The sequence below is a fragment of the Streptomyces sp. NPDC050625 genome (assembly GCF_040654755.1).
In the GTDB taxonomy this organism is placed as follows: domain Bacteria; phylum Actinomycetota; class Actinomycetes; order Streptomycetales; family Streptomycetaceae; genus Streptomyces.
Genome location: NZ_JBFAIQ010000002.1, coordinates 675,007 through 699,287, shown reverse-complemented (window position 1 = coordinate 699,287; position 24,281 = coordinate 675,007). Strand labels below are relative to the sequence as shown.

Genomic DNA, 24,281 nt, shown 5'->3' with positions numbered 1-24,281 from the left:
GCAGGGGTTCAGCGGGCGGCGTCGGGGACCTGGACCGTGTGGCGCGGATGCCACTGGAGGCGAACCCGGGCGCCGCGGTAGGCGGCGACGTCCTCGGCGGAGGTCTCCAGGTTCTGCTGGAGGGCGGTGAGGCGGCCGCCGGCGTCGAGGTCGACGAGGAAGCGGGTCGCGTCGCCCAGGTAGACGACCTCGGCGACGGTGCCGGTGGCCGAGGCGTGCTCGGACTCGTCCGCCGTCGCGGACTCCTTGAGGACGCGGATCTTCTCGGGCCGGATGCTGTAGGTGCCGGGGGTGCCGACGACGCGCTGGGCGGACTCGCCCACCAGGAGGTTGGAGGTGCCGACGAAGGACGCGACGAACGGGGTCGCCGGGCGCTCGTAGATCTCGGCCGGGGTGCCGACCTGTTCGACGACGCCCTGGTGGAAGACGGCTATGCGATCGCTCATCGTCAGCGCCTCCTCCTGGTCGTGGGTGACGAACACGAAGGTGATGCCGACCTCGCGCTGGAGCGCCTTGAGCTCCATCTGCATCTGCTCGCGCAGTTTGAGGTCGAGGGCGCCGAGGGGTTCGTCGAGCAGCAGGACACGGGGGCGGCCGACCAGGGCGCGGGCGAGGGCGACGCGCTGGCGCTGCCCGCCGGAGAGCTGGGCGGGGCGGCGCTTGCCGTATCCGTCCAGGCGCACCTCGGCCAGCGCCTTGCGGGCGCGGACCAGGCGCTCCGCCTTGGGCACCTTGCGGACCCTGAGGGGGTAGGCGACGTTCTGTTCGACCGTCATGTGCGGGAACAGGGCGTAGTCCTGGAAGACGGTGTGCACGTCCCGCTCGAAGGGGGCGAGGCCGGTGACGTCCTGCCCGGCCAACTCGATCCGGCCGTCGGTGGGGGTCTCGAAGCCGGCGATCAGGCGCAGGACGGTGGTCTTGCCGGATCCGGACGGGCCGAGCATCGAGAAGAACTCGCCGTCCCGGATGTCCAGGTCGACACCGGCGACGGCGGCGGTCTCCCCGAACGACTTCCGCAGCCCTTCGAGCCGGATCGCAATTCCCTCCATGGGCGGGAACCTTTCTGGCGCTCTTGATCGTTGAAGGGAAACCTATGAAGTCATATGTCAAATCTCAAGACTCCCTTAGGGTAAAGCTTGAGTCAACGTGCAAGGTGGTGACCGTGAAGCAACCGACGGACGGTGGGGCGCGCAGAGCCGTGTTCGCGCCGGTCGACAACCGGGCGCGGGTGGAAACGGTCGTCCGCAGGCTCGGCGACGCCATAGAGCTGGGGCTGCTCGCCGACGGGGAGCAACTGCCCGGGGAGAGCGAGCTGGCCGGGCAGCTCGGCGTGTCCACGGTGACCCTGCGGGAGGCGCTCATGGCGCTGCGCCAGCAGGGCCTGGTCACCACCCGCCGGGGACGCGGCGGAGGCAGCTTCGTCTCGCTGCCCGCCGTGCCCGGCGAGGAGCGGCTCAAGGCCCGGCTGCGCGGCTGGAGCACCGAGGAGCTGCGCGACCTCGGCGATCACTGGGCCGCCCTGTCGGGCGCCGCGGCCCGGCTCGCCGCACAGCGCACGGAACCGGACGACCTGATCCAACTGCGGCGTACGGCGGTGGAGTTGGCCAAGGCCGAGGACGCGCCGGCCCGCAGCCGGATGTACGGCCGCTTCCATGTGGAGCTGGCCGCGGCCGCGCAGTCCGCCCGGCTCACCCGCGAACAGGTGGCCCTGCAGACGGAGGTGGGCGCGCTGCTGTGCCTCGTGTTCGGGGACGACGAATATCGTGAAGAAGCCGCAGACCGTCACCGCTCCGTAATCTCGGCCGTGCAAGATGGGGCGCACGCCTCGGCCGGCACGCTGGCCGAACGGTGCGTACAGGAGTCGACGGCACGGCTCATCGCGGTGCGCCTCACGCTGTAGGACTCGTCACCGGTCCCCGTCCGCTGGAGGGCGCCATGAGCAGGAGCCCCGGTTTCGGCGCCGCCACGACGCTCGACGCGTCGGCGGAGGAACGCGTGGCGGCCCGGGTGGGCGACGCGATGGAGGCGGTCTTCGCCGCGGTCGCCGAGACCCGCGCCGACACGGCCGAGCTGCTGGCCCGGGTGCACGCACGGGACGGCCGGCCCGCCTCCGCCGACCTGGCCGCGCTGCGTCCGGGGCTGCACCTTCGGCTGGCACGCCAGGAGTTGGTCTCCGGTGTCGGCTTCGTCGCGGCACCGGGTCTGCTGGCCGACGTACCCGCCTGGCTGGAGTGGTGGCAGTCGACCGCCGAGGGGGACGTACGGCCGCTGCTGCTCGACCTCGACCCGAACCGGTCGGCGTACTCGGACTACACGCACTGGGACTGGTTCGCGCTGCCCCGTGACACCGGGCGGCGGGCCGTGGCCGGGCCGTACGTCGACTACCTCTGCTCCGACGAGTACAGCCTCACCCTGTCCGCGCCGGTGGAGGTGGCGGGCCGGTTCGTGGGGGTGGCCGCGGCCGACGTGTATCTGCGGCACTTCGAGGCGACCGCGCTCCCCCTGCTGCGCGAGCTGTCCGGCCCCGCCCATCTGGTGAACGCCCGCGGCCGCGTGGCGGCCTCCGCGGACCCGGCCCACCTGGCCGGCTCGCTCACCAGGGGCCCGGACTTCGCGACGGTGCTGGAGCGGGCGCGCGCCACGGCGTTCGGCGGGACGCGACTGGTTCCGTGCCGCGGGGTGCCGCTGGTGCTGGTCGTGGGGGCGGGCTGAGCGGGGCGCGGCCCGGTGGAAACGGGGCGGGTGTGCCGCCCGGCGCCGTCGGCGACCTGAACGCCGACGGTGCCGGGTCAGGCGTCCGTGGTCGGTACGACGCTCAGGTGCGTGGCGCTGCCACGCGCGCGGCGGGGGCGGCGCGGGGCCGCGCCGGGGCGGCGGGAGTCGCGCAGGACCAGGGTGAGCCGCGTGTACCCCATGGCCTCCAGCATCTTGGGGGTGTCACCGACGATGCGGCACTCGGTCGCGCCCCAGCGCGGGTCGGGGTGGAGCAGGGGGCGGACGGCGCCGTCGTGCTCCACCGCCTCGTCCCCCACGGCCCGGATCCAGTGCGGCAGACCGTGCCGGTACGCGGCCTCCATGATGGGGTCCTGGGAGATCTCCCGGCGGATGGCCTGCAGTTCGTGGTCATGGCCGTAGCGCTCCATGGCCGCCTTGAAGTGCGCCAGCATCGGCAGGCACCAGCGCGCCTCGTGCTCCCCGAGGACCGTTCCCGCGTCGGGGTGGAACAGCACGAACCGGAGCAGGTTGTCGCCCGGCATGGCCGTGGGGTGCGGGCCGATCCCGCGGAAAAGTGTCTCGAACGCGCCGTTGGCCAGGACCACGTCCCAGCGGTGGTCGAAGACAACGGACGGGAAGGCGACGGCCTCCAGAAGCGTGGCGTAGTCCTGGAGATATGCCTGGGCCTCGAGACTCTCGGGGACGGGCCGCGGCGCCGACCGCTGCCCACCTGCCTGATATGCCATCGGGAGGTCACCCCTCTTGCCTATGCGGCCTTCACGCGGCGATGTGATCCTGCTGCCCCGACAAGAGTCGTGTCAACTATCGTGGCATTTCATGCCTGTTGACGGCTGAAATTGGCCACAGTTGTGGCGAGACCTGGATGTGAGTTCGAACCACCCGCTACTCTCCGGGAAGTTCACGCCACTCGCTTGTGAGAACCCCTTGAAGCCCCTGAGAGACGTAGGAGTTCTGTCGGTGACGGATGGCTACGAGGATCCGGGCGCCACGGCGACCGCCCAGCTGCCGGCCGTCGTCGCCCGCGTCGCCGCGCTCGCCGACCGGCTCGGCGTACCGAACGCCGAGGTCTTCGACGTCCGGCGCCTGAGTGTCGCCAGCGGCGTCCCCGAGCCCGTGGTCAGGGCCTTGCTGAGCGGGCGGCCCGCGGGCGAGCCCGATGTGCAAGCCCGGTTCCTGCAGCGCCTCGACCTGCTGCGCCGGACCCGGCTCAAGCCGAACGGGCGCAAGTACACCCAGCAGGAGATAGCCGACGGCGCGGGCATGTCCCGGCAGCAGGCCGGCGCGCTCATCAACGGCGACCGGCGCCCCACCATGGAGCACTGCGACGCCATCCAGCGCTTCTTCCGGGTGCACGCGGGCTTTCTCACGGCGGAGGACCCCGAGGCCCTCGCGGGCGCTCTGCAACGCACCGAGCAGGAGTTGCTGCAGAAACTCGCCGACCGTGAACGGGCCGCGGCCGAGTCCGTGGCGGACCCGCTGGAGCGGCTGCTGCAGGACCACGGCGTCCGCGGGATCGCCTGGCGCGCCGCGCAGCTGCCCACCGACCAGCACCGGGACAAGGTCGCGGAGTGGCTCGACATGCTCCTGGAGAGCGTCAAACGGCCCGAGTCGTGAGCCGGGGGAGAACTGTGGGCATCGGCAGGGACATGCGCAGGCTGTGCGGCGAGCTCGTCGGGGAGCTGACGCTGCCCGCACCGGCCCGGCCGCACGACCTGTACACCGCGCTGTGCGAGGCGATGAGCCGCCGCCGCGGCCGTCCCGTCCTCTTCCGTGCGGCCGCCTTCCCGCCCGGGACGGCCAGCGGGCTGTGGCTCGACATGACCGACCGGGACCTCATCGTCGTCGAGGAACGCACGGCGCCCGACCACCAGTTGGTGATCCTCGGCCACGAGCTGTGGCACATGAAGGCCGACCACGGCGGCCACCACGTCGAGGGCGTCTCGGTCGCGACCCGGCTGCTGGACAACGACACGGACCAGGCGGCGCTCCAGGCGACCGTCCAGCGGGTGGCCGCCCGCACCCGCTTCCATCTGGACGAGGAACGCGACGCCGAGACCTTCGGCCTGCTGCTGGCCAGCAAGTGCCGCACCTGGCTGGCGGGTTCGGCCCTGCGCGGCCCGGTGCAGCGCAACCACCTGGCGGGCCGTATCGAGGCCTCCCTGGGCTATCTGGGACCGCAGGGCTGAGCGTCGCCCCGCCCCGGCCGGTGCGGTTCCGCCTGCGCTGAGCGGGCGAACCGGGGCGATGGGTCCCCCCGCACGAGCGAAGCCCGGAGTGCGGGAGAAAGGGCGTTGTCAGTGGTGGACGGCAAGCTGGAGGTACGTGTCCTGCGGGCGCGTGACCGTGAAGCCGACCGGGGAGAGCCGACCGATGCCCACCGCCGTACTGACCGACCATGAGCGCACCGCCGTACAGGCCTACTTGCGACTGCTGCATACGGTGCGTGCGGCCTTCGACGGCCCACCGGACGGCAGCCGCGGCGGCCGTCCGGCCGTGGTCCCGCCCACCGTGCTCGCCGAGGCGGAGCAGGCACTGGCGGACGCGGGGCTCACGGGCAACGAAGAGGCGTTCTTCCGGCTGCTGCAGATGTGGTGTCCGCAGCCCTGAGGCCGACGCCGGCCCTCAGGAGTGGGGCACGACCACGGCCGTGGTCACGACTCCGCGCCGGACGCTCCACCGGCCCTCGAACCGCTGGACGCGCCGACCGTCCACCAAGGGGCCGGGGACGAGGAGTTCGGCGCGCAGATCGCCGTGCGGCCGCTCGCCGGGGTCCGCGAGGACCTCGATGTCGGCCTCGGTGAAGTCCAGCCAGCGTCCGGTGAGGGGGAACCACGCCTTGTAGACGGACTCCTTGGCGCTGAACAGGATCCGGTCCCAGTGGATGCCGGGGCGCTCCGCGGCGAGCCCGCGCAGGCGCTCGCGCTCCGTGGGCAGGAAGACGAAGGAGACGACGTCCTCGGGCAGCGGTTCGTCCGGTTCGGCGTCGATGCCGAGGGAGGCCAGGTCGGCGGCGCGGACCAGGGCGGCGGCGCAGTAGCCCTTGCTGTGGGTCATGCTGCCGACCAGGCCGGCCGGCCAGCGCGGGGCTCCGCTCTGGCCGGTCAGAACGGGCTGCGCGGGTACGCCGAGCTTCTCCATGGCCCGCCGGGCGCAGGCGCGCACGGACGAGAACTCGCGGCGGCGCTTGGCCACGGCCCGGACCATGAGCGCCTCCTCCTCGGGATAGAGCGGGGCTTCCTGGATCGCGTCGTCACCGTGCAGTTCCACGGCCACGACCGAGTCCGGGAGCAGCTCCTCGATCACCGGATCCGACCTCCATCGGCAGAATGCGGCGCAGCTTTCCCGGGGGTTCCGGGCGCTTGCGCCACTCGCGGGGATATCCCACGGACACCTCTTCGAAGCGGACGCCGTCGAGCCAGGTGGTCCGCGGGATGTGGAGATGACCGTAGACCATGGTGTCGACGCGGAATCGGCGGTGCCAGTCGGCGGTGAGGCCGGTGCCGCACCACATGGCGAACTCGGGGTGCCACAGGACGTCGGTGGGGTGCCGGTCGAGCGGATAGTGGTTGATCAGTACGGTGGGCAGGTCGTCCGGGAGTTCGGCGAGCCTGCGTTCCGTCGCGGCGACCCGGGCGCGGCACCAGGCCTCGCGGGAGGGGTGGGGGTCGGGGTGCAGCAGGTACTCGTCGTTGCAGACGATGCCGGTGCCGTGCGCGTAGGCGAGGCCCTCCTCCTTCGTCGCGCAGCCGTCGGGCAGGAACGAGTAGTCGTACAGGAGGAACAGCGGCGCCACGGCCACCGGACCGCCGGGGCCGTCCCAGACGGGGTAGGGGTCCTCCGGGGTGGTCACGCCCAGCTCCCGGCACATCCCTACCAGGTACTCGTAGCGTGGGACGCCGCGCAGGGTGACGGGGTCCTTGGGGTGGGTCCACAGATCGTGGTTGCCGGGGACCCACAGCACCTTGCGGAAGCGGCCGGCGAGCGTCTCCAGGGCCCAGCGGATGTCGGCGACGGTCTCCGCGACGTCTCCGGCCACGATCAGCCAGTCGTCGTCCGTCTCGGGGCGCATCTGTTCGACGAGCGCACGGTTCTCGGCGTACGCGATGTGCAGGTCGCTGATGGCCAGCAACTGCCCGGCACCATCGGCCGTGGACTCCACCCGTCACCCCTTCCGATCACGCCACTGGCAACACGAGAACATATTCACCGCCCCCGGACAAGGGGCAACCGATCCGGACGGCGCGGCGCCACGGCCCGGGCCCCGCCGGCACCGCTCACCCGCCCTTTCCGCACGGCTGCGTCGTCCGGGTGAGCCGGGGCCGGGAGGCGTCCCGCTGGGGCGGGAGAGTGGTCGTGAGGGAGATGGTTTGGCAGCAGCCGGGAATCCGTAACATTCGCGTTGCACGACGGGGCCCTTGAAAGCCGTATGATCGCCCCAACACCACCGCCACGAACTTCCCTTCGCGTAGGGCGGTTTGGTGTCCCTCCAACCACCCTGCCCGGGCACGGGCCGCTCCGCCCTGCCCGAAATCCCCGAAAGGCGGCCTGCATGATCTCTCGCGTACGCGTCTGGCTCAACCGCACGTACGCGGAGAACGTGTTCTTCATGGATCAGCTGCGGAGAAATCCCAGCGACCGCGCGGTCGAGATCCATGCCACGCACGGCGACGCCGACTCCCCCGTGCTGGCCGCCGCCGACACCGCCGACCTGGAGCCGGAGTGCCTGTCCCCGGCCGCGTACGTCGAGTACGCCCTGGACCAGTGCGCACGGCGCGGCATCGACGTGTTCGTGCCCCGGCTGCACCAGGCCGCGATCGTGGCGCACCGCGCCGACTTCGAGGCGGCCGGTACGGCCCTGCTGGCGCCGACGCCGGAGGCGGTGGCCGTGTTCGAGGACAAGGCGACGGCCTACGAGGCGGTGCGCTCGGTCGGCGTGCCGGTGCCGCCGTGGTGGCGGGTGCGGACGGCCGAAGAGCTCGTCACGGCCGTCGAGCAGCTGGAGGCGGACGGTCACAGGGCCTGCTTCAAGCCGGCCGCGGGCGCGGGCGGTGTGGGCTTCCGCGTCATCACGCGCGCCCCGTTCTCGCTTCTGCACCTCAATGGCTTCCCGGGTCCCCACGTCCAGCTGGACCTGGTCGTCGAGGCGCTGGAGAAGGCCGATCACCCCGTGGACTGGCTGGTGATGCCGCGTCTGGAGCAGCCGGAGGTGTCGGTCGACTGCCTCACCGGTCCCGACAACCGGATCCGGCTGGCCGTCGGACGCACCAAGAACGGCCGCCGCCGCGGCTTCACGCTCGACGAGCGGTGGCTGGCGCCGGCCCGGCTGATCGCGGGCGGCTTCGGGCTGCACCACCTGTCCAACATCCAGTTCCGGATGTACGGCGACCGTCCGGTGCTGCTCGACGTCAACACGCGTCCGGCGGGCGGCCTGCACCAGCTGGCGCTGTGCGGGGTCAACGCCCCCTGGGCGGCCGTACAGCTGGCGCTCGGCGAGGACCCCGGCGAGATCGAGCCGCCGTTCCTGGGCCAGGACTACACGGTGGTGTCCGGACCGCGCCCGCTGCGCCCGGTGACGCTGCCGCACCAGCGCTCGACGGAGACCGAGCCGCTGCTCCCGGCGATGCCCGCGCCCGCCACCGGGCCCGCCGCGGAGCACACGACCGAGGCCGGGACCCCCGCCCCTGCCCCCGCCACCGCCTCGGCCATCGCACCGGCCTAGGCCCGGCCGTCGAGTCCACACCGGTCTGGACCAATCTTGGCGCAGCCCCTTGACACCAAGATTGGTCCATACCAACTTGGTTGCGCACCCCATCCACACTTCCCTGCACTCCCGAACACCCCCATTCCTACAGGGAGATCGCGTGCGCAACACACTCAGACGTTCCAGACGTCGCCTGCTCGCCCTGGTCGGCTCCGCGGCCCTGGCACTGGCCGGAGCCATCGCCCTGCCCGGTACGGCCCACGCGGCCAACATCCTCACCAACCCCGGCTTCGAGTCGGGCGGCCTCTCCCCCTGGACCTGCACCGGCAACCTCGGCTCGGTCGTCTCCTCCCCCGTGCACAGCGGCTCCAAGGCCCTTGCGGGGGCGGCGAGTTCGAGCGACAACGCACAGTGCACCCAGACCGTCGCCGTCCAGCCGAACACCACCTACTCGCTCAGCGGCTGGGTCCGCGGCTCCTATGTCTACCTCGGGGTGAACGGCGGCGCCTCGACATGGACGACCTCCCCGTCCGCCTACAGCCAGCTGTCGGTGTCCTTCACCACCGGCGCCTCCCAGACCAGCGCCACCATCTACGTCCACGGCTGGTACGCGCAGGGCACGTACTACGCCGACGACATCAGCCTGGACGGCCCGGGCGGCGGAGGCGGCGACACCCAGGCGCCGACCGTGCCCACGGGTCTCACCTCGACGGGCAAGACCTCGTCGAGCGTGTCGCTGAAGTGGAACGCCTCGACGGACAACGTCGGGGTCACCGCCTACGACATCTACGCCGGCTCCAACCAGCTGCTCAGCGTGTCCGGTACGACGGCCACGGTCAGCGGGCTCTCGCCGAGTACGGCGTACACCTTCACCGTCAGGGCCCGGGACGCGGCCGGCAACAGGTCCGGGGCCTCCAACTCCGTCTCCGTCACCACGGACGCGGGCAGCGGCGGTACCGGCTTCAAGCAGGCCGCGCCGTATCTGTACGAGGGCTGGGGCGACCCGCCGAGCCCGACCACGGTGATGAGCGCTACGGGCGTCAAGTGGTTCACGATGGCGTTCGTGCTGGACTCCGGCGGCTGCACCCCCGCCTGGGACGGCAGCCGGGCGCTGACCGGTGGCGTCGACCAGACCGCCATCAACCAGATCCGCTCCGCGGGCGGTGACATCGTCCCGTCGTTCGGCGGCTGGCAGGGCAGCAAGCTCGGCGCCAACTGCTCCACCGCGAGCGCACTCGCCGGGGCGATCCAGAAGGTCATCGACGCCTACGGCCTCAAGGCCGTCGACATGGACATCGAGAACTCCGACGAGTTCGAGAACGAGGCCGTCCAGGCGAAGATCCTCACCGCCCTCAAGACGGTCAAGGCCAACAACCCCGGCCTGAAGACCATCGTCACCTTCGGCACCTCGACGACCGGCCCGACCTACTACGGCAACCGCCTCATCGAGCAGGCCCAGTCGCTCGGCGCCAACATCGACGTCTTCACCATCATGCCGTTCGACTTCGGCGGCGGCTCCGACATGTACGGCAACACCGTCAACGCCGCCGAGGGTCTCAAGGCCAAGCTCAAGTCGACCTTCGGCTGGGACGACGCCACCGCGTACTCGCACATCGGCATCTCCGGCATGAACGGACTGTCCGACCAGCAGGAGACCACCACCCCGGCGATCTGGACCCAGATCCGCGACTGGGCCAACTCCCACCACATCGCCCGGCTCGCCTTCTGGTCCGTCAACCGCGACCGGCCCTGCGCGGGCGGCGGCGTGGTGAGCAACTGCTCCGGCATCAGCCAGAACAACTGGCAGTTCACCTCGATCACGGCCGGCTTCACCGGCTGAGCGCACCACCGCGCACCACCGAGCACCACTTCTGACGTCCTCCCGGCCCCTGGGCCGGGGGGACGTCTTCCTTCCCTGAAATTTTTTCTGGCCGGGGTGTATCAGATGCCGTTCCGCGCGCTCATAAGGGTGAAGCACCAAGGGGGGAGCACGGGGGAAGTACCGGGGGGAAGTACGGGGGACAACGGGGGAAGCACACGGGGGAACGGGGGATCGGGCCGGCCGGCCGCTGTCACGGGGAGCGACCGGCCGGCCTGAATGAACCCACCGATCAACCCACCGGCGTGAAGCGCCGTCAGGAGCGGCCCGCCCCGCGGTAGAGCTCCAGTTCACCGTCCAGCTCCACGGCGAGCACCGTGGCATGCGGGTCGAGGTCGGCCGCGGCGGGCGGATCGATCCACAGCACACCCGGCGCCTCGTGCAGCCCGCCGATGACCCGATGGCCGAGCTCCCTGCCGCTGCGCAGCACCGTCACCCGGCGCACCCCGCTGCGCAGCCCACGCACACCGAACGCGGCGCGCGGGGCGTCGAACAGCATCAGGTACAGGGTGCGGTGGTCCTGCGAGAGCGTGCTCGGGCCGTGGTGATGGCCGGCCGGCAGCCCCCGTACGGTCCCGTACACCGCCTCGGCGTGCCTGCCGATCCAGTCGCCGAGCCCCTCCAGCCGCTCCGCCTGCTCGGCCGGTACGGTCCCGTCCTCCCGCGGGCCGACGTCGAGCAGCAGGTTGCCACCGCCGCCGATCGTCTCGGTGAAGTAGCGGATCAGCTGGTCCACCGACTTGTGGTGATGGTCGTGGTGCTGGAAGCCCCAGGAGTCGTTGATCGTCAGACACAGCTCCCAGGGGCCCTCCGGCGGGACCACGGGAGCTCCTTGCTCGGGCGTCGCATAGTCGCCCTCGCTCAGCATGCGCGCGTTGAAGACGACGTCCGGCGCGTACGAGCGGACGAGCGCGGCGAGTTCACGGATCCGCCACTGTTCCTCGCTGCGCTCCCACTCGCCGTCGAACCACATCAGATCGGGCCGGTGACGCTCGGCGAGTTCGCGGATCTGGCCGTCCCGGTAGGCGATGAACCGCTCCCAGGCCGCCAGGTCCTCGCACTCGGCCGCGACCTCGGAGTAACGGTTGTCCTCCTGTTCCGGTGGGCGGCCGGGCCTGCGGGTGGAGGCGTAGTCCGGGTGGCTCCAGTCGGAGTGCGAGTAGTAGAGACCGACCTTGAGGCCCTCCTCGCGCAGGGCGTCCGCGTAGCCGGTGATCAGATCGCGGCCCACGTTCAGCCGGCCGTGGGCGCTGTCCCACAGGGCGACGCCGTCGTGGTGCCGGCTGGTCAGCACGACGTACCGGGCGCCCGCGCGGGCGAACAGCCTCGCCCAGTCACGGGGGTCGTAGCGGGCGGCCGTGAACCGGTCGAGCTGGGACATGTACCGGTCGTAGGGGACGATGTCGTCGTAGAACGACCATGATTCCTGGACGCCGTCGACGGCGTAGATGCCCCAGTGGACGAAGATCCCCAACTTGGCGTCGGTGAACCAGGGTTGTATCGCCACGGGTCAGCTCACCTCGGCGCGCCGCAGTCGCAGGGTCAGGATCTGGAAGGGCCGCAGCGCGACCGGGATCGCGCCGGTGGCATCGGTGTCGAGGTCCGTGTTCTCCAAGGGGCGCTCCAGCAGGTCGGTGACCTGGGCGCCGGCGAGCGGGAAGCCGGTGCGCAGGGCGCCCTGGGCCCGGCCGCCGCGGGACTCGTAGAGCCGGACGACGACGTCGCCCGACCGGTCGTCGGCGAGCTTGACCGCCTCGACCGTCACACCCGCGCCGTCCACCGAGACCACCGGCTCCGGCTCGCCCGCCGCCTCCGCCACGCGCAGCGGCAGATTGAGGGCGTAGCCCTCGGCGACCGCGTCCTCGATGCGCGCGCCGGGCAGCAGGGAGTAGATGAACCGGTGCCGGCCCTGGTCGGCCTCGGGGTCGGGGACACGCGGGGCGCGGACCAGGCTGAGCCGGACCGTGGTGGTCGTGCCTCCGTCCTCGCGGACCGTGCGGGAGACGTCGTGGCCGTACGTCGAGTCGTTGATGACCGCGACACCGTAGCCGGGTTCGCCGAGGTGCACCCAGCGGTGGCCGGACACCTCGAAGCGGGCCGCCTCCCAGCTGGTGTTGGTGTGGGTGGGGCGCTGGACATGGCCGAACTGGATCTCCGCGGAGGAGTGCGCGGCCCGGATGTCCACCGGGAAGCCCGCCTTGAGGATCTTCTCGGCCTCGTGCCAGTCGATCTCGGTCTCGAAGTCGATCCGGGGGCTGCCCGCCCGGACGGTGATCGTCTGGGTGATCCTCGACCCCTTGCCGAAGGAGCGCTCCACGCGGATCGCGCCGACGAGCGGACCCTGATCGACCACCGTGACCGACTCGGCGTCCAGGAGGTCCGTGTACCGGTTCTTGTAGTGCTTGTCGATGTCCCAGGCGTCCCAGTAGTTGGGCAGGTCCGTGTGCAGGCGCAGCAGATTGCCCCGGTCCGCGAGGACCTCACGGTTCGCCCGCAGGTCGACGACGGACGACAGTGTGCCGTCCCGGGCCACCGCCACCCGGACCAGCCCGTTGTCGAGGACCCGCCCCGACACCGTGACCGGCCGCGAGGGTTCGGCGTCGCCGAGGGGCGCGCTGCCGTTCGCGGGCACCTCCAGGTACGCCGGTGTGCCGTCCGACGTGCGGACGACCTCGGCGCGGTCGTACGGGCTGGTGTTGAAGACCCGTGCCCCGCCGTTGCCGAGCGCGGCCACGGCCTCGGCGGTGAGCTGCTCCAGCTCCCCCGCCACCCGGGCGTACTCGGCCTCCGCCTCGCGGTGCACCCAGGCGATGGAGGATCCGGGCAGGATGTCGTGGAACTGGTGCAGCAGCACCGTCTTCCAGAGGCGGTCGAGCTCCTCGTACGGGTACACGTATCCCGGTGCGTGCAGCGCGGCCGTCGTCGCCCACAACTCCGCCTCGCGCAGCAGGTGTTCCGAGCGGCGGTTGCCCTGCTTGGTGCGGGCCTGGGTGGTGTAGGTGGCGCGGTGCAGCTCCAGGTACAGCTCGCCGGCCCACACCGGGGCGTCCGGATACTCGGCGCGTGCCTTGGCGAAGAACGCGTCGGGGTGTTCGATCTCGACCCGGGCGGAGCCCTCCAGGTTCTTCAGGCGGCGCGCCCGTTCCATGATCTCGCGGGTGGGGCCGCCACCGCCGTCGCCCCAGCCGAAGGGGGCCAGCGAGCGGGTCGCGCCGCCCTTCTCACTGTAGTTGCGCACCGCGCGGGCCATCTCCGTGCCGCTGAAGCGGGCGTTGTAGGTGTCGATCGACGGGAAGTGGGTGAAGATGCGGGTGCCGTCGATGCCCTCCCACCAGAAGGTGTGGTGGGGGAACTTGTTGGTCTGGTTCCAGGAGATCTTCTGGGTGAGGAACCAGTCGTTGCCGGCGAGCCTGGCGAGCTGCGGGTAGGCGGCGGTGTAGCCGAAGGAGTCGGGCAGCCAGACCCCCTTGGTCTCGATGCCGAAGTGCTCCATGAAGAAGCGCTTGCCGTGGATCAGCTGACGGGCGAGCGCCTCGCCGCCGGGCAGGTTGCCGTCGGCCTCCACCCACATGCCGCCGACCGGCGCCCACTGGCCCTTCTTCACGGACTCCTGGATACGGGCCCAGACGTGCGGGTAGTTGTCGCGCACCCACTCGTACTGCTGGGCCTGCGAGCAGGCGAAGACGAACTCCTCGTACTCGTCGGCCAGGGACGTGACGTTGGAGAAGGTGCGGGACGTCTTGCGCTTGGTCTCGCGGATCGGCCACAGCCAGGCGGAGTCGATGTGGGCGTGGCCGACGCCGGAGACGATGTGGGCGCTGGCGTGGGCGGGCTTCGACAGCACCGGCTTCAGGGCCGCGCGCACGGCGGGTGCCGAGCCGGAGACGTCGTCCAGGTCCAGCAGGTCCATCGCCCGGTCGAGGGCGTGCATGATCTCGTGCCGGCGCGGGTCGTGCTCGCCGAGTTCCAGCATCAGCTCACGCAGCACCTGGACGTCGAGGTCGAGGTGCCAGACGTCCTCGTCGAGGACGGCGATGTCGGCGCGGCGGAAGGTGTACAGGGGACGGTCGCCCGCCGTCAGCACATCGCCCAGCGGGGTCGGGGCCGCGAAGTCGCCCGCGAGGATGTCGGGGTTGGAGGCGGCCTCGACCAGATAGTCGACCTGCTCCCCTCCCGTCGCCGGGTCGGCGATTGGCACGTACTGGTTGAGCGGGTTGACGGCCTTCAGCGGGGTGCCGTCGGTGCGATGGACGAGGGCCTCGGCCTGGTTGCCGGGCCAGTCGCCGACGAAGCCGAGGTCGATCACGGCCTCGACGCGCCGGCCCGCGTAGGCGGCGGGCACCTGTCCGCGCATCCGGAACCAGGTCGTCCCCCACGGCGGGCCCCATGGGGTGTCCATCGCGAAGGGCTCGTACGGGGCGGCCGCGGCCTCCTCGAAGGGCACGGGCTCCCCCGGCGCCTGCCATGCCTCCACCGCGAGGGGGACGGTGGCCGCGTAGGTCGCGGGCTTGATGCGCTGGTTGTGGAGGCGCTCTACGCGCTCCTCGATCCGGCGGCGTTCGTCGTGCATGGAGGTCTCCAGGAAGCGAAGGGAAAGCGCTTACACAAGATATGCCAGGCCGGGATGGACGGCGGTGTAGCCCTCGACGAGCCGACGGGCCACGTTCACGGAGTCGACCAGCGGATGGAGCGCGAAGGCCTTCACGGCCGTCGTACGGGAGCCGGACTCGGCGGCGGCGAGCACCTCGCGCTCGACCGCCTTGACCGCGCACACCAGTCCCGTGGCGTGGCCGGGCAGCGGGTCGACCGCGACCGGGTGCGCTCCGTTGGCGTCGACCAGGCAGGGGACCTCGATGACGGCGTCACGGTCGAGCACGGAGAGGGTGTTCGCGTTGCGCACGTTCAGGATCAGGGTGGTGCGTTCGTCGCGGGCGATGGCCCGCATCAGGGCGAGGGCGACCTTCTCGTAGCCGCCCGAGAGATCGTCGGCGTCACGCTCGCCGGCGCCGGCCGTCTCCCGGTTCTCGGACATGTAGGTGGCCTCGCGCTCGGCGCGGGTGCGGTCCCAGGCGGCGAGGGCCGGCGCGTCCGGGTCGCGCATCTCCTCGTAGAAGTGGGCCTGCTGGTCGCGCAGGAAGGCGCCGCGGGTCTTCCCGGCCTGCTGGTAGGCGCGGACGGCCTCGCGGTTGAAGTAGTAGTAGTGCAGGTACTCGTTGGGGATCGCGCCCAGGGACCGCAGCCAGTCGGTGCCGAAGAGCTTGCCCTCCTCGAAGGAGCCGAGCAGGTCGGGGTCGGCGAGCAGGCGCGGGAGTTCGTCGCGTCCGGCGACCCGCAGGCCGCGCACCCAGCCCAGGTGGTTGAGACCGACGTAGTCGATCCACGCCTCCTTGGGGTTCGCGCCGAGCACCCGGGCGATACGGCGGCCGAGGCCGACGGGTGAGTCGCAGATGCCGATGACGCGGTCGCCGAGATGGCGGGACATGGCCTCGGTGACCAGGCCGGCCGGGTTGGTGAAGTTGATGACCCAGGCGTCGGGGGCGAGGCGGGCCACCCGGCGGGCGATGTCGACGGCGACGGGGACCGTCCGCAGCCCGTAGGCGATGCCCCCCGCGCCGACCGTCTCCTGGCCGAGCACGCCCTCCGCGAGCGCCACCCGCTCGTCATCGGCGCGGCCCGCCAGACCGCCGACACGGATCGCGGAGAAGACGAAGTCGGCGCCGCGCAGGGCCTCGTCGAGGTCGGTGGTGGCCGTCACCCGGGGCGCGTCGGCGACGGCCGACGCCTGTTCGGCCAGGACGCGGGCGATCGCGTGCAGCCGGCCGTCGTCCAGATCGTGCAGGACGACCTCCGTCACCCGCCCCTCGCCGCGGTCGGTCAGCAGCGCCCCGTACACGAGCGGCACACGGAATCCGCCGCCGCCCAGAATCGTCAGCTTCACGACTGCACCTTTCCTGCCAGGACCACCTCGACGCCCGCCTCCTCCAGGGAGGAGCGCGTCACCGGGTCGACCGGCGCGTTCGTCACCACCACGTCCAGGTCCTCGGGACCACAGACCTTCGCCATTCCCGTACCCGGGAACTTCGCCGAGTCGGCGAGCAGGACGACCTTTTCGCCTGCCTTGATCATGGCCCGTTTGACCGGCACCTCGACCACGGTCGTGTCCATCACCTGCCCGCCGGGCCGCACTCCGCTGGTGCCGAGAAAGAGCCAGTCGGCGTGCAGCTGGCGCAGGTTGTCCTCGGTGAGGAAGCCGACCAGGGAACGGTACTCGCGGCGGACCATGCCGCCGAGCAGCACCAGCTCGATGCCCTCGTCGTCGGCCAGCTCCTCGTAGACCACCAGGTTGCTGGTGATCACGGTGATCCGGCGGCCGTGCAGCTGACGTGCCAGCCGGTAGGCGGTGGTGCCGATGTCGAGCAGCACCGACTGGCCGTCCGCGACCATCGCCGCCGCGCGCGCCGCTATGGCGTCCTTCTCGGGCACGCGCACCTCGGCGACCTCGGCGAAGGGCTGGTCCCCCTCCTCCACGACCGCGCCGCCGTGCACCCGCGTGAGCAGGCCGTCCTCCTCCAGTTTGAGCAGATCGCGCCTGATCGTGGCCGGGCTCACGCCGAGCTGTTCGGAGAGGTCGGTCACGGCCGCGGGGCCGCCGGAGCGCAGGGCCCGGAGGATGAGTTGATGTCGTCGTTCTGCCAGCACGCCATGAACACTACTCGTCATCTTCAATCAAATCCATGCTCAGTTCTGCTCGGGTATTGACCAATCCCATGGAGCGGCGCACGATTCCGGTCACCGATTTGAAGAGTTTTGACGAGCCGTGCGGACGAGAGGACGTATCCGTGGACGACGACCGGCCCGACGTGCTGCTGACCGGGCTGCTCTTCTACGACCTCGTCCTCACGGGCCTGGGCAGGCCGCCCGCACCGGGCGAGGAGATCTGGACGACCGGCATGGGCTGCGGCCCCGGCGGCATCGCGAACCTGGCGGTGGCCGCGTCCCGGTTCGGCCTCAGGACCTCGCTGGCCACGGTCTTCGGCGACGACTTCTACGGCGAGCACTGCCGCGCCGTCCTCGCCGAGCAGGAGGGCGTCGACCTCTCCCTGTCCCGTACCGCCGACGGCCACCCCACCCCGGTGACCGTCTCCCTCGCCTTCGACCACGACCGGGCCCTGGTCACCCACGGCCAGGAACCCCCTTACTCGCAGGACGCGTTGATGGGCGACCCGCCCGAGGCGCGCACCGCCCTCGTGCACCTGGAGGCCGAACCGCGCGAGTGGATCGCCAAGGCGGCCGCGCACGGCACGCACGTCTACGCCGACGTCGGCTGGGACCCCACCCGGCGATGGTCCACCGACCTGCTCGACCAGCTGGCCCTGTGCCATGCCTTCCTCCCCAACGAGACCGAGGCGATGGCCTACACACGCACCGACAGCGCGCCGGCGGCCCTCGGCGCACTCTCCGAACTCGTACCGGTCGCCGTGGTCACCCGCGGCGGTGAAGGGGCCATCGCCGTAGACCAGACGACCGGCGAGTACGCGGAGGCCCCGGCGCTTGACATCGATGTCCTCGACGCCACGGGCGCCGGTGACGTCTTCGGCGCGGGCTTCGTCGCGGCCTCGCTGGGCGGGTGGCCGCTGGAGCAGCGGCTCAGGTTCGCGGTGCTCGCGGCCTCACTGTCCGTGCGGCACCACGGCGGGGCGCTCGCGGCCCCCGGCTGGTACGGCGTCGACCGCTGGTGGCGCTCGCTGACCGACCCCGGGCTGCGGCGGTCGTACGGCTTCCTCGCGGACCGCATCCCCGCGCGGGTGGGCCCGCCGGTGACCTACGCCCCCGTCACCCCTCCCGCACGGCAGCACTGATCCCCGTACGTAAGTCCCGAACAGATCCGAAAGGCGGTGGGAGCTGTGCGGCTCTCACGAAGAGGCCTGCTGCGCGCGGGCCTGGCCGGTTCGGCCGCCACGGCACTCGGCGGCCTGGCGACCGGCTGTGCCGTTCCGACCGGTTCGACCGGCCGGAACATGGTCCTGTGGTACTGGGACGGCGGTCTCGGCGACACCGTCGTCGAGAAGGCCAGGGCCCGCTACGGCGGCACCGTGAACCTGCGGGCCGTCAAGATCGGCGGCTACTACCGCGCCAAGCTGATCACCACGATGACCGGCCGCGCCCACATCCCCGACATCGCGGGCCTCAAGGGCGAGGACATGGCGTCCTACCTCCCAAACGCCGACCAGTTCGTGGACCTCAGGACGCTGGGCGCGGACAAGTACCGCGGCCAGTACCTGCCGTGGAAGTGGGACCAGGGCCTCGCCGACGACGGCACCATGGTCGGCTTCCCCATCGACTGCGGCCCGGTCGCGCACTTCTACCAGTACGACGTCTTCCGCAGGGCCGGGCTGCCGTACGAACCCGCCGACGTCTCCCGGGAGCTGAACACCTGGGAGAAGTTCTTCTCGGCCGGCGAACGGCTCAGGAAGCGGATACCGGGGACCTGTCTGCTCACCGACGTCAACTCCGTGTTCGAAAACGCGGTGCAGCAGGGCAGCAAGCGGTACGTCGACAGGGACCGCCACTTCATCGGCGACCAGGAGCATGTGCGCGCCGCCTGGGCGCTGGCCGTGGAGGCGAAGCGGCGCGGGATCGTCTCGGACCTGGTCAGCGGCACGCCGGACCAGCAGTCGGCGATCCAGGACGGCAAGCTGCCCAGCCAGCTCGGCGCCTCCTGGGCCACCAACGACATCAAGAGCGGCGTACCGAGGACCAAGGGCCGATGGCGGGTGGCCCAGATGCCCGTACGGCCCTCGAACAACGGCGGCTCGTTCCTGTCGATCACCAAGGCGTGCCGGGAGCCCGAGCGGGCCTTCGAGATCATCACCTGGCTCCTCGACGCGGCCAACCAGGCCCAGGGATTCGTGGACGCGGGCCTCTTCCCGTCCACCCCCGCCTCCTACGGCCTCGAGCAGCTGCGCGAGCCCGACCCGTTCTTCGGCGGCCAGGTCACGATGGACGTCTTCGGGCCCGCCGCGCGGCAGATCGCGCTCGCCTACAACAGCCCGTTCGACGTGGCGCTCGGGCAGCCCCTCAAGGACGAGATCAAGAACGTCGGCGTCCTCGGCAAGGACCCGAAGAAGGCATGGAGCGACGCCATGAGCAAATGCCGACGCATAGCCGAGCACCTGGGGGTGAGCCACTGATGGCCACCGTCCCCGCATTGGAGAAGCCCTCCGCGGCCCTGGCGTCGGCGCCCGCCGCGCGACCCCGGCAGGGGTGGCGCAAGTACTGGCACCTCTACGCCGCCATCTCCCCCTTCTATCTCCTCTTCCTCGCCTTCGGCCTGATCCCCGTCGGCTTCTCGCTCTATGTCTCCCTGCACCGCTGGGACGGCCTCGGCTCGATGGAGTGGGCGGGACTGTCCCAGTACCAGTACCTGCTGGGCGACAGCGACTTCTGGAGCTCGGTCGGGAACACCGTCGTCATCTGGGCGCTGGCCACCTTCCCCATGATCTTCCTGGCGATGGTGACGGCCGTGATGCTCAACTCGGCGGTCCGCTTCAAGAACGTCTACCGCTTCGCCTACTTCCTGCCGAACGTCACCTCGGTCGTGGCCGTCGCGATCATCTTCGGCTCGGTGTTCTCCACCAACTTCGGCCTGGTGAACGCCCTGTTGCAGGCCGTCGGCCTGGACCAGGTGGCCTGGCTGAACACTCCGTGGGGCATCAAGGTCGCCATCGCGACCCTGATGACCTGGCAGTGGACGGGCTACAACGCGATCATCTTCCTCGCGGGGCTGCAGACGATCCCCGGTGAACTGTACGAGGCGGCCCGGATGGACGGTGCGGGACCCGTGCAGACCTTCTTCCGGATCACCCTGCCGATGATGCGGCCGGTGCTGCTGTTCGTGCTCGTCGTGTCCACCGTCACCGGCTTGCAGAGCTTCTCCGAACCGCAGGTGCTGCTGCAGACGACCGCCAACGACTCGACGTTCTCAGGCGGTCCGGGCCATGCCGGCCGGACGATGGTCCTCTACTTCTTCCAGCAGACCTTCGACAACAACGACTTCGGCTACGGCGCCGCCGTGGCGTGGGGCGTCTTCCTCGTCGTCATCCTCTTCTCGATCATCAACTGGCGCCTGGTGCAGCGCCGGGGCGAAGACTAGGGAGGCCGCTCGCCATGGCATCCATCAAGGGAACCCGCGGCCGGGGCATCGCGCTGCACGCCGTGCTCGTCATCGGTCTGCTGCTGTCGGCCTTCCCGTTCTACTGGGCCGTCATCATGTCGACGCACGCCTCCAGCGAGATCTTCTCGTACCCGCCGAAGCTGCTGCCCGGCTCGCACTTCTGGGAGAACGCCCGCCATCTCCTCGACAACATCGACTTCTTCGGCTCGATGGCCAACTCGCTGCTCGTCGCGGGCTCGGTGACCTTCCTGGTCCTGCTCTTCGACTCGCTGGCGGCCTTCGTCTTCGCCAAGTTCGACTTCCCCGGCAAGAACGTGCTGTTCGCCCTGCTGATGGTCATCTTCATGGTGCCGGCGCAGCTCGCCGCCATCCCGCAGTTCGTGATCATGGCGAAGCTCGGCTGGATCGGCTCGATGACCTCGCTGATCGTCCCGGCGGCGGCCAACGCGTTCGGCATCTTCTGGATGCGCCAGTACATGAAGGGCGCCATCCACGACGAACTCCTCGACGCCTCCCGGATCGACGGGGCGAACTTCCTGCGCCAGTACTGGCACGTGGCGCTCCCGGTCGTCCGCCCCGGACTCGCCTTCCTCGGCATCTTCACCTTCATGGGCCAGTGGAACGACTACGCCTGGCCCCTGATCGCCCTGACCAACCCGGACAACGTCACCCTCCAGGTCGCGCTGTCCCAGCTCAACGGCACCCATGGCACGACCGACTACGGCATGGTGATGACCGGCGCGCTGCTCGCCCTCGTCCCGCTGCTGCTCGTGTTCGCGATCGGCGCCCGGCAGATCATCGGCGACCTCGGCAAGGGGGCCATCCGCTGATGTCCCGCGATCCCCTGATCGCCCTGCGCCCTTGGGAGGCACCCGAGGTGACCTCCTGGGGGCGGTTGCCGATGAGCGCCGTCGACCGCCGCCCGGGTGCCGTGTCCCTGGACGGCGACTGGCGGTTCCAGCTGCTGCCGGCGCCGGACGCGCCGGACGCCGGCAGCTGGTCGACCGTGTACGTTCCCGGTGCCTGGACCATGCAGGACACGGACGACCTCCCGCAGTACACGAACGTCCGTATGCCGTTTGCCGCATTCCCTCCCCACGCGCCCGCGGCCAATCCGACGGGCGTCCACGAGCGCACGGTGGACGTCCCCGCCGACTGGGCCGGCCGGCGGATCGTGCTCCAGGTGGGGGCCGCCGAGAGCGTGCTGCTGGTGCACGTCGACGGGCGGCCCGTCGGCATCTCCAAGGACTCCCGTCTGGCTGCCGAATTCGACCTGTCCGACGTCGTACGCCCCGGTGAGCGGACCGTCGTACGGCTGACCGTGGTCAAGTGGTCGGACGCCTCGCACATCGAGGACCAGGACCAGTGGTGGCACGGCGGGATCACCCGCTCGGTGCTGCTGTACACCACGGATCCGCTGCACCTGGCCGATGTGACCGTGCGGGCACGCCGGGACGGCTCGCTGCGGGTGGACTGCCGGGTGCGGGACGCGGGCGGGGCGCTGCCCGAAGGGTGGTACGTCACCGGCGAGCTGGACGGTCGTCTCCTCGCGCAGGACGCCGGGTTCGACCGGGTCAACGCCGAGGAGGAGCGGGTCTCCGACTTCCTGGGCGAGGCACGGCTGACGGCCACGGTGCCCGAGGTACGCACCTGGAACGCCGAGACGCCCGAGCTGTACGCCCTGACCGTCCGCCTGCACCGCGCCGACGGAACGGTCGCCGACACCTCGTACCACCGCGTCGGCTTCCGCGACGTCGAGATCGTCGGCCGGGACCTGCTGGTCAACGGCGAGCGGGTGTTCATCAGGGGCGTCAACCGGCACGACTTCCATCCACTGACGGGACGCACGGTGTCGTACGACGACCTGCGCGCGGACCTGGCCTTGATGAAGCGGTTCGGCTTCAACGCGATCCGCACCTCCCACTACCCGAACGACCCGGCGTTCTACGACCTCGCCGACGAGCTCGGCTTCTACGTCGTCGACGAGGCGGACATCGAGTCGCACGACCACGCCCACGAGATCGCCGACGACCCCCGCTATCTGGGCGCCTTCGTGGACCGCGTCTCGCGCATGGTGCTGCGGGACAAGAACCACCCCTCGGTGATCGTCTGGTCGCTGGGCAACGAGTCCGACTACGGGGCCCACCACGACGCGGCGGCGGGCTGGGTGCGGCGGCACGACCCGACCCGGCCGGTGCAGTACGAAGGGGCGGCAAGACGCGGCTGGGCGGACCCGGCGCTCGCCTCGGACATCGCCTGCCCCATGTACGCGCCGATCGAGGACTGCGTGGCGCACGCGCTGTCCGGGGAGCAGACCAGGCCGCTGATCCAGTGCGAGTACTCGCACGCCATGGGCAACAGCAACGGCACGCTGGCCGACCATTGGGCCGCCATCGAGGCCACCCCGGGTCTTCAGGGCGGGTTCATCTGGGAGTTCTGGGACCACGGAATTCTTCAGCGCGTGAGCGACGGAAGACCGGCCGGACGCGCAGGCGCCGGGCTGTATGACAACGGTGTCGCCGCGCCCGGCCATCGCTGGGCGTACGGCGGCGACTTCGGCGAGCCGATCCACGACGGCGCGTTCGTCGCGGACGGTGTCGTCCTGCCCGACCGCACCCCGAAGCCCGTGCTGTACGAGCACCGGGAGCTCGCGGCGCCGGTGCGGATCGAGTGCTTCCGGCACGAGGGGATCGTCCTCTCCAACCACCAGCACTTCCGGGGCCTGGACTGGCTGTCCGGCACATGGGAACTGGCCCTGGCGGACGGCCGTACGCTGTCCGCGCCCGCCGCGCTGCCCGGTCTGCGGCCCGGCGAGACGGCGGCCGTGCCGCTGCCCTTCGCGGTGCCGGGCGACGGCGGCGAGGCCTGGCTGACGCTGCGGGTGAGCACGGCGGAGGACCTGCCGTGGGCACCGCGCGGGACCGAGGTATGCGTACCGCGGATCCGGCTGCGCGGTCCGGCCGTACCGCTCGAAGACGCTCCCGCGGACCGGGCCGTCGAGGTCGACGGCGAGGGTCTGCTGATCCATCCGCTGCTGACGGCCGCGCCGGCTCTCTCGCTGTGGCGGGCGCCCACCGACAACGACGAGCTGGGCGGCATGGCGCAGCGCTGGCGGGCCTGGGGACTCGACTCGCTCGTCCGCAAGGTCGTGTCGGTCCGGCGGGACGGCGGCCGGGTGACGGTACACGCCGAGTACGCCGGGACGGCCGGGGTCGTACGGCACCGGCAGGTGCTCACGCCCGTCGAGGGCGGTGTGCGGGTGGATGAAGAGGCGGAGCTGCCACAGGAGTTCGAGGACGTGGCGCGGGTCGGCACGGTCTTCGAGACGATGCCGGGCCCGGAGCTGCTGGAATGGTTCGGGCAGGGGCCCTGGGAGTCGTATCCCGACCGGAGCGCGGGGGCGCCCGTCGGCCATCACCGCGTCCCCGTCGACGAGTTGTTCACGTCCTATCTGCGTCCGCAGGAGAGCGGCGGCCGGCACGGCGTACGGCACTTCACCCTGTCGGCACCGGACGGCACCGGCCTCGCGGTGGTGCTCGACGAGCCGCGCCAGGTCTCCGTCACCCGCCACCGCGCCGAGGACCTGGCCGCCGCGGCGCACCACGACGAGCTGGTGCCGCGGCCCGGCTGCGTCGTGCACATCGACGCGGTGCACCGAGGGCTGGGCACGGCCTCGTGCGGACCCGACACCTCGCCCCGGTACCGCATCCCACCGGGTGTCCACCGCTGGAGCTGGGCCCTGCGCGTTCGCTGAAGTCCCCCGGTTCCCCTGGTCCCACCCACCTCATTCT

General features: G+C 71.1%; 20 protein-coding genes. 12 read left to right on the top strand and 8 right to left on the bottom strand.

Annotated features, from left to right (window positions below; translation table 11 throughout):
* Window positions 1–8: 8 nt before the first annotated feature.
* Window positions 9–1,049 (bottom strand): ABC transporter ATP-binding protein, encoded by a 1,041-nt coding sequence (locus AB0I54_RS07260; protein ID WP_363294910.1) that lies wholly within the window; start codon window positions 1,047–1,049, stop codon window positions 9–11.
* Between the two features lie 107 nt (window positions 1,050–1,156).
* On the opposite strand from AB0I54_RS07260, the gene AB0I54_RS07255 reads away from it, so the two are divergent.
* Both AB0I54_RS07255 and AB0I54_RS07250 read left to right on the top strand, forming a co-directional pair.
* Complete coding sequence (locus tag AB0I54_RS07255) at window positions 1,157–1,900, top strand: GntR family transcriptional regulator (RefSeq protein WP_363294909.1); 744 nt, start codon at window positions 1,157–1,159, stop codon at window positions 1,898–1,900.
* 35 nt (window positions 1,901–1,935) lie between these two features.
* A complete protein-coding gene (locus AB0I54_RS07250; protein ID WP_363294908.1) occupies window positions 1,936–2,712 on the top strand; it encodes a cache domain-containing protein in 777 nt (258 codons plus the stop codon).
* Window positions 2,713–2,789: 77 nt separating this feature from the next.
* Here AB0I54_RS07250 and AB0I54_RS07245 read toward each other — a convergent pair whose 3' ends face one another.
* Entirely contained in the window at window positions 2,790–3,461 is a 672-nt protein-coding gene (locus AB0I54_RS07245) for a hypothetical protein (RefSeq protein WP_363294907.1), read from the bottom strand.
* A 232-nt stretch (window positions 3,462–3,693) separates the two neighbouring features.
* Between AB0I54_RS07245 and AB0I54_RS07240 the strand changes: the two genes are divergently transcribed.
* The 3 genes from AB0I54_RS07240 (at window position 3,694) to AB0I54_RS07230 (ending at window position 5,343) form a co-directional block, all read left to right on the top strand.
* Entirely contained in the window at window positions 3,694–4,350 is a 657-nt protein-coding gene (locus tag AB0I54_RS07240; protein WP_363294906.1) for a helix-turn-helix transcriptional regulator, read from the top strand.
* A 32-nt stretch (window positions 4,351–4,382) separates the two neighbouring features.
* Window positions 4,383–4,922: a toxin-antitoxin system, toxin component gene (locus AB0I54_RS07235; RefSeq protein ID WP_363294992.1), complete on the top strand. Its 540-nt coding sequence runs from the start codon at window positions 4,383–4,385 to the stop codon at window positions 4,920–4,922.
* 184 nt (window positions 4,923–5,106) lie between these two features.
* On the top strand, window positions 5,107–5,343 hold the full coding sequence (locus AB0I54_RS07230; protein WP_363294905.1) for a hypothetical protein: 237 nt from the start codon (window positions 5,107–5,109) through the stop codon (window positions 5,341–5,343).
* 15 nt (window positions 5,344–5,358) lie between these two features.
* Here the strand turns inward: AB0I54_RS07230 and AB0I54_RS07225 are convergent, their stop codons facing one another.
* A complete protein-coding gene (locus tag AB0I54_RS07225; RefSeq protein ID WP_363294904.1) occupies window positions 5,359–6,039 on the bottom strand; it encodes a 4'-phosphopantetheinyl transferase superfamily protein in 681 nt (226 codons plus the stop codon).
* Entirely contained in the window at window positions 5,987–6,895 is a 909-nt protein-coding gene (locus tag AB0I54_RS07220) for a metallophosphoesterase (RefSeq protein WP_363294903.1), read from the bottom strand. Before AB0I54_RS07220 ends, AB0I54_RS07225 begins: the two co-directional genes overlap by 53 nt.
* Window positions 6,896–7,285: 390 nt before the next feature.
* Here AB0I54_RS07220 and AB0I54_RS07215 point away from each other — a divergent pair, with 390 nt between their 5' ends.
* Window positions 7,286–8,455 carry an ATP-grasp domain-containing protein gene (locus tag AB0I54_RS07215; protein WP_363294902.1) on the top strand — a complete coding sequence of 390 codons (1,170 nt, stop codon included), beginning with the start codon at window positions 7,286–7,288 and terminating at the stop codon, window positions 8,453–8,455.
* Between the two features lie 142 nt (window positions 8,456–8,597).
* Window positions 8,598–10,277 carry a carbohydrate binding domain-containing protein gene (locus tag AB0I54_RS07210; RefSeq protein ID WP_363294901.1) on the top strand — a complete coding sequence of 560 codons (1,680 nt, stop codon included), beginning with the start codon at window positions 8,598–8,600 and terminating at the stop codon, window positions 10,275–10,277.
* Window positions 10,278–10,572: 295 nt separating this feature from the next.
* Here the strand turns inward: AB0I54_RS07210 and AB0I54_RS07205 are convergent, their stop codons facing one another.
* The 4 genes from AB0I54_RS07205 to AB0I54_RS07190 are packed head-to-tail and all read right to left on the bottom strand — an operon-like array spanning window position 10,573 to window position 17,015.
* Entirely contained in the window at window positions 10,573–11,823 is a 1,251-nt protein-coding gene (locus AB0I54_RS07205; protein WP_363294899.1) for an alpha-L-fucosidase, read from the bottom strand.
* A 3-nt stretch (window positions 11,824–11,826) separates the two neighbouring features.
* The gene (locus AB0I54_RS07200) at window positions 11,827–14,886 is read right to left on the bottom strand and encodes a glycoside hydrolase family 38 C-terminal domain-containing protein (RefSeq protein WP_363294898.1); all 3,060 of its coding nucleotides are present in this window, start codon (window positions 14,884–14,886) and stop codon (window positions 11,827–11,829) included.
* A 30-nt stretch (window positions 14,887–14,916) separates the two neighbouring features.
* The gene (locus AB0I54_RS07195; protein ID WP_363294897.1) at window positions 14,917–16,254 is read right to left on the bottom strand and encodes a 6-phospho-beta-glucosidase; all 1,338 of its coding nucleotides are present in this window, start codon (window positions 16,252–16,254) and stop codon (window positions 14,917–14,919) included.
* The gene (locus tag AB0I54_RS07190) at window positions 16,251–17,015 is read right to left on the bottom strand and encodes a DeoR/GlpR family DNA-binding transcription regulator (protein WP_363294896.1); all 765 of its coding nucleotides are present in this window, start codon (window positions 17,013–17,015) and stop codon (window positions 16,251–16,253) included. Before AB0I54_RS07190 ends, AB0I54_RS07195 begins: the two co-directional genes overlap by 4 nt.
* A 140-nt stretch (window positions 17,016–17,155) precedes the next feature.
* Between AB0I54_RS07190 and AB0I54_RS07185 the strand changes: the two genes are divergently transcribed.
* Genes AB0I54_RS07185 through AB0I54_RS07165 form a run of 5 tightly spaced genes read left to right on the top strand, consistent with a single transcriptional unit; the run spans window position 17,156 to window position 24,244 of the window.
* Window positions 17,156–18,175, top strand: coding sequence for a carbohydrate kinase family protein (locus AB0I54_RS07185; protein ID WP_363294895.1), 1,020 nt, complete (start codon window positions 17,156–17,158; stop codon window positions 18,173–18,175).
* Between the two features lie 45 nt (window positions 18,176–18,220).
* Entirely contained in the window at window positions 18,221–19,507 is a 1,287-nt protein-coding gene (locus AB0I54_RS07180) for a substrate-binding domain-containing protein (RefSeq protein WP_363294894.1), read from the top strand.
* On the top strand, window positions 19,507–20,469 hold the full coding sequence (locus tag AB0I54_RS07175; RefSeq protein ID WP_363294893.1) for a sugar ABC transporter permease: 963 nt from the start codon (window positions 19,507–19,509) through the stop codon (window positions 20,467–20,469). The genes AB0I54_RS07180 and AB0I54_RS07175 overlap by 1 nt, the downstream gene beginning before the upstream one ends.
* 14 nt (window positions 20,470–20,483) lie before the next feature.
* Complete coding sequence (locus AB0I54_RS07170; protein WP_363294892.1) at window positions 20,484–21,320, top strand: carbohydrate ABC transporter permease; 837 nt, start codon at window positions 20,484–20,486, stop codon at window positions 21,318–21,320.
* On the top strand, window positions 21,320–24,244 hold the full coding sequence (locus AB0I54_RS07165) for a glycoside hydrolase family 2 TIM barrel-domain containing protein (protein WP_363294891.1): 2,925 nt from the start codon (window positions 21,320–21,322) through the stop codon (window positions 24,242–24,244). Before AB0I54_RS07170 ends, AB0I54_RS07165 begins: the two co-directional genes overlap by 1 nt.
* Window positions 24,245–24,281: the final 37 nt, after the last annotated feature.